15 protein-coding genes are annotated in these 15,326 nt (G+C 61.4%); 11 read left to right on the forward strand and 4 right to left on the reverse strand.

Annotated elements, in window-relative coordinates; genetic code table 11:
* Window positions 1-68 precede the first annotated feature (68 nt).
* The 4 genes from AADJ04_RS14650 (at window position 69) to AADJ04_RS14665 (ending at window position 1,988) form a co-directional block, all read left to right on the forward strand.
* Window positions 69-551, forward strand: coding sequence for a c-type cytochrome (locus tag AADJ04_RS14650; protein ID WP_142083498.1), 483 nt, complete (start codon window positions 69-71; stop codon window positions 549-551).
* A 618-nt stretch (window positions 552-1,169) separates the two neighbouring features.
* Window positions 1,170-1,316: a hypothetical protein gene (locus AADJ04_RS14655; RefSeq protein ID WP_233099922.1), complete on the forward strand. Its 147-nt coding sequence runs from the start codon at window positions 1,170-1,172 to the stop codon at window positions 1,314-1,316.
* Window positions 1,317-1,338: 22 nt separating this feature from the next.
* Window positions 1,339-1,608, forward strand: a complete 270-nt coding sequence (gene infA, locus AADJ04_RS14660) for a translation initiation factor IF-1 (protein WP_066699070.1) — start codon at window positions 1,339-1,341, stop codon at window positions 1,606-1,608.
* A 65-nt stretch (window positions 1,609-1,673) separates the two neighbouring features.
* Window positions 1,674-1,988: an RNA-binding protein gene (locus AADJ04_RS14665; RefSeq protein WP_066699068.1), complete on the forward strand. Its 315-nt coding sequence runs from the start codon at window positions 1,674-1,676 to the stop codon at window positions 1,986-1,988.
* A gap of 241 nt (window positions 1,989-2,229) precedes the next feature.
* Here the strand turns inward: AADJ04_RS14665 and pobA are convergent, their stop codons facing one another.
* Window positions 2,230-3,414, reverse strand: a complete 1,185-nt coding sequence (gene pobA / locus AADJ04_RS14670) for a 4-hydroxybenzoate 3-monooxygenase (protein ID WP_341240060.1) — start codon at window positions 3,412-3,414, stop codon at window positions 2,230-2,232.
* A gap of 216 nt (window positions 3,415-3,630) precedes the next feature.
* On the opposite strand from pobA, the gene AADJ04_RS14675 reads away from it, so the two are divergent.
* Complete coding sequence (locus AADJ04_RS14675; RefSeq protein ID WP_341240061.1) at window positions 3,631-4,410, forward strand: IclR family transcriptional regulator C-terminal domain-containing protein; 780 nt, start codon at window positions 3,631-3,633, stop codon at window positions 4,408-4,410.
* Window positions 4,411-4,459: 49 nt separating this feature from the next.
* Here the strand turns inward: AADJ04_RS14675 and AADJ04_RS14680 are convergent, their stop codons facing one another.
* The 3 genes from AADJ04_RS14680 to AADJ04_RS14690 all read right to left on the reverse strand — a co-directional run bounded on the left by AADJ04_RS14680 (window position 4,460) and on the right by AADJ04_RS14690 (window position 8,591).
* Window positions 4,460-6,205 carry an alkaline phosphatase D family protein gene (locus AADJ04_RS14680; RefSeq protein WP_341240062.1) on the reverse strand — a complete coding sequence of 582 codons (1,746 nt, stop codon included), beginning with the start codon at window positions 6,203-6,205 and terminating at the stop codon, window positions 4,460-4,462.
* A gap of 138 nt (window positions 6,206-6,343) precedes the next feature.
* The gene (gene hemL, locus AADJ04_RS14685; RefSeq protein WP_066699393.1) at window positions 6,344-7,654 is read right to left on the reverse strand and encodes a glutamate-1-semialdehyde 2,1-aminomutase; all 1,311 of its coding nucleotides are present in this window, start codon (window positions 7,652-7,654) and stop codon (window positions 6,344-6,346) included.
* A complete protein-coding gene (locus AADJ04_RS14690; protein WP_341240063.1) occupies window positions 7,638-8,591 on the reverse strand; it encodes a bifunctional hydroxymethylpyrimidine kinase/phosphomethylpyrimidine kinase in 954 nt (317 codons plus the stop codon). The genes hemL and AADJ04_RS14690 overlap by 17 nt, the downstream gene beginning before the upstream one ends.
* A gap of 94 nt (window positions 8,592-8,685) precedes the next feature.
* On the opposite strand from AADJ04_RS14690, the gene AADJ04_RS14695 reads away from it, so the two are divergent.
* From AADJ04_RS14695 to AADJ04_RS14720, 6 genes are all read left to right on the forward strand, one after another.
* Window positions 8,686-8,859, forward strand: a complete 174-nt coding sequence (locus AADJ04_RS14695) for a rubredoxin (RefSeq protein ID WP_082758712.1) — start codon at window positions 8,686-8,688, stop codon at window positions 8,857-8,859.
* A 51-nt stretch (window positions 8,860-8,910) separates the two neighbouring features.
* Window positions 8,911-9,309 carry a response regulator gene (locus AADJ04_RS14700; RefSeq protein WP_044398823.1) on the forward strand — a complete coding sequence of 133 codons (399 nt, stop codon included), beginning with the start codon at window positions 8,911-8,913 and terminating at the stop codon, window positions 9,307-9,309.
* Window positions 9,309-9,674, forward strand: a complete 366-nt coding sequence (locus tag AADJ04_RS14705; RefSeq protein ID WP_066694660.1) for a response regulator — start codon at window positions 9,309-9,311, stop codon at window positions 9,672-9,674. The genes AADJ04_RS14700 and AADJ04_RS14705 overlap by 1 nt, the downstream gene beginning before the upstream one ends.
* 15 nt (window positions 9,675-9,689) lie before the next feature.
* Window positions 9,690-10,217 (forward strand): chemotaxis protein CheW, encoded by a 528-nt coding sequence (locus AADJ04_RS14710; RefSeq protein WP_066788759.1) that lies wholly within the window; start codon window positions 9,690-9,692, stop codon window positions 10,215-10,217.
* A 21-nt stretch (window positions 10,218-10,238) separates the two neighbouring features.
* The gene (locus AADJ04_RS14715; protein WP_341240064.1) at window positions 10,239-12,521 is read left to right on the forward strand and encodes a methyl-accepting chemotaxis protein; all 2,283 of its coding nucleotides are present in this window, start codon (window positions 10,239-10,241) and stop codon (window positions 12,519-12,521) included.
* 45 nt (window positions 12,522-12,566) lie between these two features.
* On the forward strand, window positions 12,567-15,326 hold a 2,760-nt coding region (locus tag AADJ04_RS14720), incomplete at its 3' end, for an Hpt domain-containing protein (RefSeq protein ID WP_341240065.1).

Consider the following 15,326-nt stretch of genomic DNA (forward strand, 5'->3'; position numbering starts at 1 on the left):
TGGTCTTTACTGGCATGCGCCACTTCCGCCATTGATCTGCGCATCGCAAGGCATCTCTGGATTTGCACATGCATCCAGACGATGACATCCCACCACCCCGGCCGCGCTGGCTGGGGTGGGCATTGATCGCCTTTGGGCTGCTGGTGGCCCTGGGCATGCTCAACCTGGGCGTGCGCATGGTGCTCTCGGCCAAGCCCCCGCAGACCGAAGCACCGCAGCCACCCAGCGCCGCAACCCCTGTGACTGGGGCTGCCGAAGCACCCCAAACCTCATCCCTGGCCGGGCAGGCCCTGGTACAAGCCAGCGACTGCCTGCGATGCCACGGCATGGACCGGCGCTACGTGGGCCCGTCGTTCCGCCAGATTGCCGACCGCTACCGCGAACAGCCCGATGCCGCCAACTACCTGGCCCGCAAGATCCGCGAAGGCAGTGTCGGCGTATGGGGCCGTACCGTGATGCCACGCCATCCCCAGGTCAATGAAGCGCAATCTTCAGACATGGCGCGGTGGTTGCTGAGCCTGCCGCCTGCGCAGGCAGCGGCTCCCCAGTAGCGCCCCCGGATTTGGTGAATGCCCTTGCCTGTGAGCGGCGCAAGAATGGTGGCGGCGCAAGTGTGGGTCGTCGGACCCCCGCGTTTGTTGGCCACAGTGTGGGGTGTTAGCGCTCTTGGCGATATCCATCGCCCGCTGTGCCAGTTTGCTTGATTGCAGGGGGCTTCGTCTCTATTGGCCGTGCAGCAGAGTGCGGCCACAAGAAGTCATGCTCAGTGGGCGGTATCGTCACCGCCCTTTTAAAAATATTCATAAACCTCTTGCACAGAAGGTCTAGGCACCCTACATTAGGTCTGTTGCAGCAGCTTTTGCTTACTCGCGCTGCAAGCAGGTTCGATCTGGGCAGCGGTACCCCAAAACCGCACACCTCCACTGCACACCACTTCACTGTGGGCTCTTCGGTGGTCTGACTTTTCCCTAGGCAAGCTTCACTTTTACGACTTTTACGCAGTCGTATTTGCCCATGCTTCGTTGCACATCGCGACGACATGAATCCGGGCTACACGCGCCCGCGCACCATTGTTTTTAATGTCATTTGCAAGCACCCATCCGTTCGCCGTCGGCAAATTCCGGATCACACCGCTTAGCCGTTGTCACGGTAGCGATCAGCACACCGCCTTGCTCTCCATCAAGAGTGGGCAAGGCAGCCAGACACATGACCGTGTCTACACCTTTAAGCCCGAGTTCAAGACGCAGGACTGCGCCCTGATGTATGCCGCCGCGCAAGGCCGCAACTGGCTGGTCAACCCCGCCTCACTGGCGTAAACCGCAACTTCAAGGAGGCTCTATGGCCAAGGAAGAACTCATCGAAATGAACGGCAAGGTAGATGAAATGCTGCCTGACACTCGCTACCGAGTGACCTTGGACAACGGGCACAAATTGATTGCCTACACCGGCGGCAAGATGCGCAAGCACCGAATCCGGATTCTGGCGGGCGACAACGTCACGCTGGAGATGTCACCTTACGACCTCACCAAAGGCCGGATCACCTTCCGCCACATCGAAAACCGTCAGCCTCGCGCTGCGGGAGCGCCTGCTTTCAAACGCAAGCACTGATTTCTCTCACACCTGTTTTAACCTGCGCCCCAATTTTGCAGGGCGCTTTTTTTGAAAGGCTCAAAATGAGCAACAAACTTTATATCGGCAATCTGTCTTACTCGGTTCGTGACGACGATCTGCACCAACAGTTTTCTCCCTTCGGCCAAGTCCAGTCGGCCAAGGTCATGATGGAACGCGACACAGGTCGCTCGAAGGGCTTTGGCTTTGTCGAGATGTCCAGCGGCTCGGAAGCCGAAGCGGCGATCCAGGCAATGCATGGCAAGAACATGGGCGGTCGTGATCTGACCGTCAACATTGCTCGCCCAATGGAGGCCCGTCCTCCCCGTAGTGGTGGTTACGGCGGTGGCTACGGTGATGCCCGTCGCAACAGCTATTGATCTTTGACCGATCATCCAAAGAGCCAGCGCAAGCTGGCTTTTTTCATGGCGGCTGCTGAGGAACTCTTTTGCGCCCATTCGTGAAGTAGGTTCTCACCTCAGCGGCGGTTGCGGTGTCATGGCTGAGCACCCTGGGTGCATCACGCGCTTCTTTGAAGGTACATTTTTCAATCAAAATAGCCTCTAGCGCCTGCCGATTAAGCGCAGGAAGCTATTATTTTGATAGCGTTTTGGTGTGATATCAGGCACCAAAATTCATCGGCAGTCCCACATAGTTCTCTGCCAGCGAACGTGATGCAGCTTCCGAGTTCACCAGGTAATCCAGCTCCGCCTCCTGCATCTTCTGGCCAAACGCGCCGGTTTCTGGGAAGTGGTGCATCAGCGAGGTGAACCACCACGAGAAGCGCTCAGCGCGCCACACGCGGCGCAGGCAGCGGTCTGAGTAGGTGTCGATGCCTGCGCGGGATTGGTCGTTGTAGAAATCGGCCAGCGCATTCCACAGATAGCCCACGTCGCTCGCTGCCAGGTTCAGGCCCTTGGCGCCGGTGGGGGGCACGATGTGGGCGGCATCGCCCGCCAGGAACAGGCTGCCAAAGCGCATGGGCTCGGCCACAAAGCTGCGCAGGGGGGCGATGCTCTTTTCGAGCGAGGGGCCGGTGGTCAGGTGCTCGCGGGCTTCGGGGTCCAGGCGGTTGCGCAGTTCGGCCCAGAAGGCGTCGTCGCTCCAGTTCTCCACCTTGTCGGTCAGCGGCACTTGCAGGTAGTAGCGGCTGCGGGTGTTGCTGCGCATGCTGCACAGCGCAAAGCCCCGGTCCGTGTGGGCGTAGATCAGCTCGTGCGCCACGGGCTTCACATCGGCCAGCAGGCCCAGCCAGCCAAAGGGGTACACGCGCTCGTAGGTGCGGATGGCGGCCTCGGGCACGCTGGCGCGGCACACGCCGTGAAAACCGTCGCAGCCTGCGATGAAGTCGCAGGTGAGGGTGTGGGTCTGGCCGTCTTTCTCATACTTTACGCGCGGCGTGGCGCCGTCAAAGTCGTGCACTTGCACGTTGGCGGCTTCGTACACGGTGGTGAGGCCTGCGGCGGCGCGGGCGTCCATCAGGTCTTGCGTCACCTCGGTCTGGCCGTAGACCATGACGCGGCTGCCGCCGGTCAAGCCATGCATGTCGATGCGGTGGCGCTGGCCTTTGAACAGCAGCTCAAAGCCCTCGTGCGGCAGGCCTTCGGCATGGGCGCGGGCGCTCACGCCGGCCTGGTCCAGCAGGTCCATGGTGACCTGCTCCAGCACGCCTGCGCGGATACGGCTGAGCACGTAGCTGGGGCTGCGCTGCTCGATGATGACGGCATCAATACCAGACTTGTGCAGCAGTGCGCCGAGCAGCAGGCCCGAGGGGCCTGCACCAACGATGGCAACCTGGGTTCGCATGTCTCTCTACCTCGTGATGGAATGTTGATGGGCGTCAATAAACAGTGAGGTGGAGCGTAGGTGCGAGGCTCGCCAGCAGCGAGGCGCACCGTGCGATAGCGTGCGACCTTCAAGTTATCTGTGCGATCATCGCGCAGAACTTGATGTGCGTCAGGCTGGCTGATCCACGAACGCAGCGCCATGTGGGGTGCTGCTCCATGCAAAGGAATTCCCTCCATGGCCACTTTTCCGATTGCCAAAGCGGACCTGATCGAAGGCATGGCCAAAGGCATGGCGGTGCTGGAGAGCTTTGACACCGAGCGCCAGCGGCTCAATGCCACGCTGGCTGCGCAGCGCACGGGCCTGACAAGGGCTGCGGCGCGGCGGCACCTGCTCACGCTGGCGCATCTGGGCTATCTGGAATCGGATGGCAGCTACTTCTGGTTGGCGCCCAAGGTGCTGCGGTTTTCGGGCAGCTACCTGGCATCGGCCCGGCTGCCGCGCGTGTTGCAGCCCACGCTGAACCGGCTGGCGGCGCAGACGCAGCAGTCGTTCTCTGCCGTGGTGCTGGACGGGGATGAAGTGGTGATCGTGGCGCGCAGCGGGGTGTATGGCGCGCCGTCCCGCACCATGGCCTATGGCCTGCACCTGGGGGCGCGGCTGCCAGCGCACCCCACATCTACCGGGCGGGTGCTGTTGGCGGCGCTGCCCACGGCCGAATTCACGCAGTGGCTGCAGGGCTGCATGCTGCAACGGCTCACGCCCCACACCGTCACGCAGCGCAGCGCCTTGCGCAAGGTGGTGGCCCAGGTGCGACGCGATGATTTTTGCCTGGCGGTGGAAGAGCACGAACTGGGCGTGCATGCCCTGGCTGTGCCTTTGCGCAACTTGCAGGGGCACACGGTGGCGGCGCTCAACGTGGTCGCATCACCCCAGCAGATGCAGGCGCAAACACTGCAGCGCGACATGCTGCCGCTGCTGCAGGAAGCCGCGCGCGAGGTGCGCGGGCTGCTGTAGCCTCGCGGCCTCGCTCACGCAGGCCTATGCGGCCTGTCGCGGCACTGCCTTAGGCCGCGACGATGCGCCCCACGCCTGCGGCGCCAGCCACCACCTTGAGCGATTTGTCGGTGCTGGCGGTGTAGTTGCGGCTGGTGATGGTGTTGACGTACACCCAGTCGGCGCGGCATTCGCTGGCCGTGGCGGTGAGCACCATGTAGCCACGGCGTGAGGTGTCGCAGTACTTCAGCGGCGCAATCAACTGCTGCAGGGCGCCCGCCAGCGTGGCGGGGTTCTCGTTGGGCAGGTATTCCTCAAAGCCGGGCGAGGTGACGGACGAGGTGGCGAACTCCACGCCCACGGCGTTGCCGTTGCGGTCTTGCAGTTCGTTGGCCCAGGCGTTGTGCGTGTCGCCAGACAGCACCACCAGGTTTTTGCCCAGGCTGCGCGAGGTGGCCAGCACGGTTTCGCGCGCGGCCTGGTAGCCGTCCCAGGCGTCCAGGTTGTAGGGGATGGAGGGCTGCGCCAGGATGGCTTGCTCGGCGGGCGTGAGGCTGGCCGGGTTGGTGCGCGCGCGGGCCACCAGTGCGGCGTATTGGCTTACCGTAACGCCCGAGCCGGGCTGGATGGTTTCCATCAGGATCGGCGCAGGAATGTTCATGCGCCCCATCAGCACCTGCTGGCCCAGCACTTGCCAGGTGGCGGTGGATGCGGCCATTTGCTGCTGCAGCCACTGCGTTTGCGTGTTGCCCAGCAACTGGCGGCTGGTATTGCCCACAGCTGCGGTGAAGCTGGCTGCGTCAAAGCCGGTGGCGGTGAAGAACTTGGTGTAGTCCAACTGCTCGTCGCGCGCGACTACGCGGGTGTCGAGCATGTGCAAGGCCACGAGGTTGCCGAACGCAAAGCTGCGGTAGATCAGATCAGGCTGCGCGTTGCGGGTGGGCATCCACTCGTGGTACGCCTGCAGGGCCGCTGCCTTGCGGGTGCTGAAGCTGCCTTCGGTGGCGGCTTGGTGGTTGTCTGCACCGTCGCGCCAGGTGTCGTTGGCGATTTCGTGGTCGTCCCACACGGCGATCATGGGGGCGGCGGCGTGCAGGGCCTGCAGGTCGGCGTCGCTCTTGTACTGGGCGTGACGCTGGCGGTAGTCGGCCAGGCTGAGGATTTCCTTGGCGGGCGTGGACAGGCGGCCCAGTGCCCCGGCGTTGGCCGATGCGTAGCCGCCCTGGCCGTATTCGTAGATGTAGTCGCCCAGGTGTACGGTGGCGTCCAGGTCGCCGCGCTTGGCGGCATGGGCGTACACGTTGAAGTAACCGGCGGGGTAATTGGCGCACGAGAACACCGCCAGCTTGACCTGCGCGACGCTGCCCGTGGGCAAGGTGCGGGTGCGGCCCGTGGGGGACGTGGCTGCGTAGGCGCGGAAGCGGTAGTGGTAGGCGGTGGCGGCTTTCAGCCCTGTGGCATCGACCTTGACGGTGAAGTCCTTGCTGGCCAGCGCAGTGGCTTGGCCCTGGGCCACGAGGGTGGTGAAGGCGCTGTCGGTGGCCACTTCCCATTCCACCGGAATATCACCCGTGTGGCCCACCGGGGGCGTGACGCGGGTCCACAGCATCACGCGGTCGGCCAGCGGGTCGCCACTAGCGATGCCGTGGGCGAACTGCACTGCAGGGGCGTCGTCACCACCGCCGCAGGCCGCGAGGGGCAGCGTGCCCAGGGCGGCGGCTGCCAGGCCCATGTGGCGCACAAATCGGCGGCGGCTGGGGTTGGCCTCGGCCGCGTCGCGGATGGGGTGGGGGGAGGAGGAGAGTTTGTCGGTCATGGCTCAGGCAGTGGGTAAAGCACCCAAGACTGCCTTGGCCAGATGACGGTGGTGTGAAGCGTGCAGAGGCGGTGTCGCCTCTGCTACAGATTCAAAGAAAAAAGCCTGCAGCGCTTGTCTATCAAGCGCCAGTAGCTATTATTTTGATAGTGTTTTGAACACTTCGCGTGCTGCCGCCACGGTGGCCGCGATGTCGTCGGCCGTGTGGGCGCCACTGACAAAGCCGGCTTCATACAGTGCCGGGGCGATGTACACGCCGCGATCGAGCAGGCCGTGGAACAACTGGTTGAAGCGGGCGCTGTCGGTCTTGAGCACGGCCGGGTAGTTCTGGGGCAGCTCGGGCAGCAGGAAGAAGCCGAACATGCCGCCTTCGCAGTCGGCGCTGAAGGGCACGCCTTCTTCCTTGGCGGCCTGGGCCAGCCCGTCGACCAGCGAGCGGGTGGAGGCCGACAGCGCATCGAAGAAGCCGGGCTTCTTGATTTCGCGCAGCGTGGTCAGCCCGCAAGCCGTGGCCACCGGGTTGCCCGACAAGGTGCCCGCCTGGTACACGCCGCCCAGCGGGGCCAGGTGCTCCATGATGGCGCGCGGGCCGCCAAAGGCCGCCAGCGGCATGCCACCGCCAATCACCTTGCCCAGCACGGTGATGTCAGGCTTGAAGCCGGGGATGCTCTTGGCGTACACGCTTTGCGCACTGCCCAGCGCTACGCGGAAGCCGGTCATCACTTCATCAAGCACCAGCAGCGCGCCGTATTCGGTGCACAGCTCACGGCAGCGCTTCATGAAGGGCACACTGGCGCGCACAAAGTTCATGTTGCCTGCAATGGGTTCGATCATCACGCAGGCCAGCTCCTTGCCGTGCAGGGCAAAGGCTTCTTCCAGTTGCGCAACGTTGTTGTACTCGAGCACCAGGGTGTGCTGCACCACTTCAGGCGGCACGCCCGCGCTGGTAGCGTTGCCAAAGGTGGCCAGGCCCGAGCCGGCTTTAACCAGCAGCGAATCGGCATGGCCGTGGTAGCAGCCCTCAAACTTGATGAACTTGCTGCGGCCGGTGGCGCCACGGGCCAAGCGAATGGCGCTCATGCCCGCTTCGGTGCCCGAGCTGACGAGGCGGATCATCTCCATGGATGGCACGAGGCTCAGGATTTCTTCGGCCAGTTCCACTTCGCGCTCGGTGGGGGCGCCGAAGCTGAAGCCTTCAAGCGCTGCCTTTTGCACGGCTTCGAGCACGGCGGGGTGGCCGTGGCCCAGGATCATCGGGCCCCAGGAGCCGATGTAGTCGATGAAACGCTGGTCGTTGGCGTCCCAGAAGTAAGCGCCTTGCGCGCGCTTGACGAAGCGGGGTGTGCCGCCCACGGCCTTGAAGGCCCGCACGGGAGAGTTCACGCCGCCAGGGATGAGGGCCTTGGCGCGTTCAAACAGGGGAATATTGAGATCAGTGCTTGGTGTCATGGGGTGGCATTACAAAGCCTTCAATGGCCTGTGTTTCGTCAAGGGAATCTGCTTCGCTGTCTTCGGACTCGTCGTCCTCGGGCTGGGCCCAGAACATGCGATCGGGAATGATGTGGCCCATGCCAGGGCGAAAGCCGGCGTCCAGGCAGCGGTCGAGGTAGTTGAGGGCTTCGCTGGTGGCCTCACCCAGGTCGTTGCCGCTGCCCACCAGGGCCGTGAGCGCGGCCGACAGGGTGTCGCCCGCGCCGGAGAAGGTGGCATCGAACAGTTCAAACTTGTTGCTGCCCAAAATGGTCTGGGGCGAGGCCAGCACGTTATCAACAAACTGCTCGGGCAGTGGAATGCCGGTGACCAGGGTGTAGGGCACGCCCATCTCGGAAGCCGCGCGGGCGATGTCGCGGGCAGTGGGACTGCGGTCGCTGCTCCAGTCGGGAAGCAGCCAGCGCCACAGCGTGCTGTGGTTTCCTACCAACACCGAAGTCTGTGGCAGCAGCAGCTCGCGGAAGGCGTCCAGGTACTCGTCAATCAGCTCTTCACGCCACCAGGAAAGGTTGGGCATGTAAGCGATGACGGGCACATCGTCGTAGTCGGTGGCGATCTCGGCAATGGTGCTGATGTTCTCGGTGCTGCCCACAAAGCCCACCTTGATGGCTTGCACGGGCAAGTCCTCCAGAACAGCGCGGGCCTGCTCAGCCACGGCCTCGTCGTCCAGGCAGAAGTGATCGAAGATCTGCGCTGTATCCCGCGCGTAGGCGCCTGTCACCACAGCGATGGCGTGGCCGCCCACGGAGGCAATGGTGGCGATGTCGCCTGTCAGCCCGCCAGCGCCGCTGGGGTCGCTGGCGTTGAAAACCAGAATGCAGGCGGGGCTGGATTCATCCGATGGATCACTGTCCAGTTCATCGGTATCGGGAGGGAGGGGAGTGTGCATTGTCATGATCCAGTTCCTGCGCCAATGGTGGCATAGAAGCAGCAGCCCGCAGAGATGACTAGATACAATCGTTGCATTCTATGTGAAGGCCTATTAAGCTGTGACCGACTCTAAGACGTGGATGTGTTTGATATGCGGCTGGATCTACGACGAGGCCTCAGGTTCGCCTGAACACGGCATCGCACCCAACACGCCATGGGACCAGGTTCCTATGAACTGGACATGCCCGGAATGCGGAGCCCGCAAGGAAGATTTTGAGATGGTGCAGATTTGAAGCGCGGCTCCTGCTGCGATATTTACACTTTCCATCGGGAGCGACAATAAATTGACTACAACAGGCGCATCTTTCAAGGTGCTCGTCGTGGATGACAGCAACACCATCCGCCGAAGCGCCGAGATTTTTCTGAAGCAGGGGGGGCACGAAGTCTTGTTGGCTGACGACGGCTTCGATGCACTGGCAAAGGTGAACGACTATCAGCCTCAGCTGATCTTCTGTGACATCCTGATGCCCAAGCTGGATGGCTACCAGACCTGCGCCATCATCAAGCGCAATGCACGTTTTGCAGACACGCCGGTGGTAATGCTTTCGTCCAAAGACGGTGTCTTTGACAAGGCGCGTGGTCGCATGGTCGGCTGCCAGGAATACCTCACCAAACCCTTTACCAAAGACCAGCTGCTGCAGGCTGTGCAGCAGTTCGGCAATTCCCAACTAGGAGCGATGTAATGCCCATCCAGAAAGTACTGGTCGTCGACGACTCGAAGACTGAGTTGATGTTTTTGACAGACCTGCTTCAGAAAAAAGGCATGCAAGTGCGCACGGCTGAGAATGCTGAAGAAGCGTTTCGCCGGTTGGCCGAAGAAAAGCCAGATCTGATTTTGATGGACGTTGTGATGCCCGGCCAAAATGGCTTTCAGCTGACCCGTGCCATCAGCCGCGATCCTCAATATGCTGACGTGCCCATCATCATGTGCACCAGCAAGAACCAGGAAACTGATCGTGTCTGGGGCATGCGCCAGGGAGCGCGTGGCTACATCACCAAGCCGGTCGATCCAGCAGAGTTGCAGTCCAAGATCGACGCCCTCAACTGAGGCTGCTGCGCGTTCATGGCCAATCGTGAAGCTCTCAGAGAGCTCCAAGTGCGTCTTGCTGGCCGATTGCAGGCGGCAAGGGTTGAGGGCTTGTCCGTTTCGTCATGGCTCGCGGTAGAGGCTGCGGGCAAGTCTTATCTGTTGCCATTGGCGCAGTCGGGCGAAATTTTTCCATGGGTTGTCGTGCAACCAGTGCCATACACCCAGGCATGGTTCCTGGGTGTTGCCAATTTGCGCGGTGGTTTGGTAGGGGTGGTGGACCTGGCTGGGCTTTTGGGCTCGCCGGTGCAACGCACGGAGCAAATGCTCGCCGAGTCTAGCTTGTTGGCTCTCAACACGGCGTTGGAAGTGAACGCCGCTTTGTTGGTGGACCGTTTGGCGGGATTGCGGGGGACGGAGGCGTTTGTCGCGGCAGAAAATCCTGCAAAGGAAGCCCCCGCGTTTTACGGCACCGTCTACATCGACGCAGCAGGCGTCCGCTGGCAAGAACTGAACTTGCAGATCTTGTCCCAACATCCCGCATTTCTGAGCATCAGTGCTTGAGTTTTTCTGTAAGGCTGCACCATGTCTTTCGCTAATCAATTTGGAAAACTGTTCAATCGGAAACCCGCTCCAGCAGAAGCTGAGGCAGGTGCCGAGGGCAACAGCGATTTGCTGTCTGCCGAGTCTCCAGATGCAGGCGCATCGCGCGACCCCTACCAAGTCGAGCCCATGAACAGTGTGCAGGGTGATGTCGATTCCTATGCCCCGGGTTCGGACGACACCGTTGGTGTGGACAGTGAACTGATCACTTTGCCTGTGCTGGGCAGTGCCACAGCTGCTGCGCACCAGCGCCGCCTGCTGGCCCTGCTGGCTGTGGGCGTGGTGGCTTTGGGTGTGATTGCCGCGTGGGTGCTGCGTCAGGCAGATCAATCTGCTCAGCAATTGGCCGCTACAGGCCAGTCGTTGATGCAGTCGCAGCGTTTGGCGAAATCGGTGTCGCAAGCGCTGGTGGGTAGCCCGCAGGCGTTCCCTGACGTGGTGGAAAGCTCGGGCGTGTTGGCGCGCAACATCCGCGCCCTGAGTAGCGGAGATGCCGAGCTGGGCGTGCCTGCCTTGGGCGAACCCTACAAGCCTGAACTGGACTCGGTCACTCCGATGATGGAGCGCGCTGAGCGCAATGCAGGCGTGGTGATGGGTCAGCAGAAGATTCTGACCCAGGTGGGTGACGCTCTGCGTACCATCAACCGCCAGTCTTCTGACTTGCTGGAAATTGCTGAAACGGTTTCGTCCCTGAAGCTGCAGCAAAATGCCCCCGCCTCCGAGATCTCTGCCGCAGGCCAGCTGGTGATGTTGACCCAGCGTATCGGTAAATCGGCCAACGAATTCCAGACCATGGAAGGCGTGAGCCCCGAAGCGGTGTTCTTGCTGGGCAAGGACTTGAATTCGTTCAAGGAAATCGCACAAGGCATGTTGGACGGCAGCCCTGAGTTGCGTCTGGCTGCGACCAAGGACGCCCAAACGCGTGAGCAGCTTGAAGGCCTTGTAAAGTTGTATGAGCAGACACGTACACAAGCCAGTGCCATTCTGGGCAATCTGCAAGGCTTGGTGTCTGCCCGTGAAGCGCAGTCCGCGATCATTGCCGACAGCGAACCACTGCGTCGCCAGTTGGAAACCCTCCAGACCAAGCTGTCCGCCCAAACCGGTGTGGGCGCCGGTCAGTTGGCTGCTCTGGTTCTGGCCAGTGCCTTCCTGTTGATTTGCGGCTTCTTCCTGTCGCGTGTTCAGCTGCTGGACAGCCGTAACCGCCAAAAGACTGCTGAAGCGCAGCAAAAAGACGCCAAGCGTCAAGAGCAGGAAGCCAAGCGCGTCAATGACGCCAACCAGGCCGCCATTTTGCGTTTGATGAACGAACTGCAATCGGTCGCTGAAGGTGACTTGACGCAAGAAGCCACCGTGACCGAAGACATCACTGGCGCCATTGCTGACTCGGTGAACTACACGGTGGAAGAGCTGCGCCAGCTGGTGGGTAGCGTGCAGAACACGGCTACTCGCGTGGCGCAGACGACAGCCCAGGTGGATGCTACCTCCACTGAACTGCTGGCTGCTTCTACTGAGCAGCTGCGTGAGATTCGTGAAACTGGCCGCTCCGTTCTTGACATGGCGACCCGCATTAACGAAGTGTCCACACAAGCCCAAGAGTCGGCCACGGTGGCGCGCCAATCGCTGCAAGCTGCTGACTCCGGTCTGCAGGCCGTGCAGAACGCCATCGGCGGTATGAATTCCATCCGTGACCAGATTCAGGACACCTCCAAGCGCATCAAGCGCCTGGGCGAATCGTCGCAGGAGATCGGTGAAATCACGGAGCTGATTTCCGACATTACCGAGCAGACGAACGTGCTGGCTCTGAATGCTGCCATTCAGGCCGCGTCTGCCGGTGAAGCCGGTCGCGGCTTCTCGGTGGTGGCCGAAGAAGTGCAGCGACTGGCTGAACGTTCTGCCGATGCTACGCGTCAGATCTCGGCACTGGTGAAAGCCATTCAGACAGATACCCAGGACGCTGTAGCCGCTATGGAGCGTTCTACGCAGGGTGTGGTGGAGGGGGCTCGCCTGTCTGACAGTGCCGGTACGGCCCTGACTGAAATTGACCGCGTGTCGCGCCGCCTTGCTGAACTGATTGAGCAGATTTCGTCTTCGACATCGCGTGAAGCTGTGTTGGCCAACGAAGTGGCTGACAACATCCAGCACATTTTCGCGGTGACTGAGCAGACGGGTGAGGGTACCCGCACCACAGCGCAACAGGTTCGTGAACTGTCGCAAATGGCCGAGGAACTGCGTCAATCGGTGGCGCGTTTCAAGATCGCCTGACGCTAGTCATCAACCAGCTGGCTCTTTGCAGCCGGGGACGAATCCATGTCATCTATTGATGTCAACAATGCACCGGCCGCAGACTGGACCCCTGGAGACCAGGATCTGGGTCCTCTGGCCTGGGTGCTTGACGAGTTACGCAAATCGCTGGGTGGCGCAGTCAAATCGATGCGCCGTTTTTTGCGCGAGGCTGAACAGGCTCAGGAGTCCGATCTGACATCTCTGGATGCTGGATCGTTGCGCATAGCAAGGCAACAGTTGCACCAGGCCAGCGGTGCGCTGGAAATGGTGGGCATGGCCCCTCCAGCTCTCGTGCTGCGGGCCATGGAGTCTGCGGTACAGAAATTTGTGCAGCGCCCCGAGCTGTGCCAAGACGACTCAGCGGGCATCATTGAACGTGCCAGCTTTGCTCTGATCGAATATCTGGAAGGCGTGCTGGCAGGCAAGTCAGTCTCGCCTGTGGCCTTGTTTCCCCAGTACCGCGATGTCCAGACGCTTGCGGGTGCGGATCGAGTTCACCCCGCAGACCTGTGGCCTGTAGAGCGGCGTTTCCGGGAGCCTGATCTGGAGGTGACCGCGTCACCTCTGCTTTATGGCGCAGATGCCCGAGCTCGTCTTGATGCTGCTGTGCTCAAGATTGTGAAGATCGGTGACCGCAGGGCAGCGCGCAGTATGCGTGACACCTGCCTGGGGTTCGTGGCAGCCCAGCAGGACCGCCAGGTACGTGCTTTCTGGAAGATTTGTGCAGGCTTCTTTGAAGCCTGCATGGAAGGCCTGCTGCCGCCAGATGTCTACGTCAAACGCGTTGCCTCGCGTGTGCTGATGCAGTACGCCACCCTTGCCAAGGGTGACAAAACGGTTGCAGATCGGCTGGTTCAAGACCTATTGTTCTTCTGCTCTCAGGCTCAGAACGTGGATGGTGCGCGCACGCCCGCTCTGCAAGCTGTGCGGGACGCATTCGCGCTGGACCGTTTCAAGCCTGTGGATTACGAAACGGTGCGTTTTGGTCGTTTCGACCCCGCACTGCTGGCACAAGCCCGCAAGCGCATTGCAGCGGCTACGGAGACATGGTCAGCCTTGGCGGGCGGAGATCGCAACAAGATCAAACCGGCTGCAGATCAATTCAGCTTGGTTTGCGATTCGCTGCGCAAGCTCAATCCGGGCAGCGAGAGCTTGGCGGTCGCACTGACCAAAACCCTCGACGCCATCACCCGCACTGGTGAGCCACCATCGGCCGCTTTGGCCATGGAAGTGGCGACGTCGGTGCTGTATCTGCAAGCAGCCTTTGAAGAGCTGGATGCCGCAGATGACCAGATGATCCAGCGGGCGGCCCGTTTGGCCGAGCGGTTGGATGCGGTGGGATCGGGTGCAGAGCCTGAGCCTCTGGAAGCCTGGATGGAAGAGCTGTACCGCCGTGTCAGCGACAACCAGACGATGGGCAGCGTGGTGGATGAGTTGCGCGCCACCCTCGCTGAGGCCGAAAAGGCGATGGATCAGTTTTTCCGTAGCCCGCAAGAAACCTCGCTGCTGGTGGCCGTACCCGGCTTCTTGGCGCAAATGCGTGGGGTACTGTCTGTGCTGGGATTGGATCAGGCATCTCTGGCGGTGCTGCGCATGCGCGACACCGTGGAGCGTCTGCTCATCAATGAGATTTCTGACGCAGACAAGCCCGGCGCATTCGAAAAGCTGGGCAGCAATCTGGGTGCGTTGGGCTTCCTGATTGACATGCTCAACTACCAGCGTGCCATGGCGCGCAAGCTCTTCGTTTATGACGAAGATGCAGGTGAGCTGCGCATTCTCACTGCCAAGGGGCGTTCGTGTGCCTCCGACGCCCAAGAGGAAGCTCCAGCCAAGCTGGAAGAGCGAGCTGCACAACCGTTGCCTGAGATCGTGCCACGCTTCCAGGTGGAAGAGCCTGATGGCGTGCCGACAGATTTCTCGCCATTCCCCGGCATGTCTTCTGACAGCGCTGATGCACATCCGATCCCAGAAGATCAGTTGGCTCCCGAGATCTCTTTTGACTTCGCTGAGGCAGCGTCGCCAGCGGTATCACCTGCGCCAGCGCCCATCGAGTTCGCAGTCAAAGAGCAACTGGCTGTCGAAGACGAGTTACTGGAAGTGTTCCTGGAAGAGGCACGGGAGGTAGTGGTCAACGGCACCACGGCCATCGCAGCCTTGACTGAGGAGCCTGGCAACCTCAGCGAACAGACCACCTTGCGTCGCGCGTTCCACACGCTCAAGGGCAGTTCGCGCATGGTGGGGCTGAACGACTTTGGCGAAGCCGCTTGGGCCATGGAGCAACTGCTCAATGCCTGGCTGGCAGAGCAAAAGCCCATGCACCCGCCGCTGTTGCAGCTCTCGTCCGATGCGCTGCAAGCATTTGATCGCTGGGCCAGTGATATTGCCGCAGGCCAAGCCAGCGGATGGCAATCCCAGGCATTCCGTGAATCTGCCGATGCTTTGCGCTTGCAAGGAGCGGTGGTTCCGTTGGTGGTGCCTGGTGGTCAACAAGCTCCAGAAGCAGAAGCTACAGAGCCTGCAGCGGAAGCGTATGTGGAGCCAGCCGCTCAGGCTCCGATCGAACTGACCGAAGTAATCGACATCTCTGAGGAGGTGCTGCACGAGGACTTCCAATCCACGGAAATTCCCGAAGGAGAGGCAGAGTCGGGTTTTGTGGCGGACGCCTCGTCCCCTGAGTCCATGGGGGGCGCCGTTACAGAGGAGATCGATTTTGCGGAGTTCACTTCGGCCCTCACCGAGTCTGAGCCATCGGTAGCCCCTGCAGAAACGCCGCCTGTGTTGAAC

The organism is uncultured Acidovorax sp. (genome assembly GCF_964021665.1).
Lineage (GTDB): Bacteria > Pseudomonadota > Gammaproteobacteria > Burkholderiales > Burkholderiaceae_C > Acidovorax > Acidovorax temperans.

Coding starts and splice junctions, on each gene's coding strand:
- AADJ04_RS14650 (WP_142083498.1), top strand. CDS start 69: ATGCATCCAGACGATGACATCCCACCACCCCGGCCGCGCTGGCTGGGG.
- infA (WP_066699070.1), top strand. CDS start 1,339: ATGGCCAAGGAAGAACTCATCGAAATGAACGGCAAGGTAGATGAAATG.
- AADJ04_RS14665 (WP_066699068.1), top strand. CDS start 1,674: ATGAGCAACAAACTTTATATCGGCAATCTGTCTTACTCGGTTCGTGAC.
- pobA (WP_341240060.1), bottom strand. CDS start 3,414: ATGCGAACCCAGGTTGCCATCGTTGGTGCAGGCCCCTCGGGCCTGCTG.
- AADJ04_RS14675 (WP_341240061.1), top strand. CDS start 3,631: ATGGCCACTTTTCCGATTGCCAAAGCGGACCTGATCGAAGGCATGGCC.
- AADJ04_RS14680 (WP_341240062.1), bottom strand. CDS start 6,205: ATGACCGACAAACTCTCCTCCTCCCCCCACCCCATCCGCGACGCGGCC.
- hemL (WP_066699393.1), bottom strand. CDS start 7,654: ATGACACCAAGCACTGATCTCAATATTCCCCTGTTTGAACGCGCCAAG.
- AADJ04_RS14690 (WP_341240063.1), bottom strand. CDS start 8,591: ATGACAATGCACACTCCCCTCCCTCCCGATACCGATGAACTGGACAGT.
- AADJ04_RS14705 (WP_066694660.1), top strand. CDS start 9,309: ATGCCCATCCAGAAAGTACTGGTCGTCGACGACTCGAAGACTGAGTTG.
- AADJ04_RS14710 (WP_066788759.1), top strand. CDS start 9,690: ATGGCCAATCGTGAAGCTCTCAGAGAGCTCCAAGTGCGTCTTGCTGGC.
- AADJ04_RS14715 (WP_341240064.1), top strand. CDS start 10,239: ATGTCTTTCGCTAATCAATTTGGAAAACTGTTCAATCGGAAACCCGCT.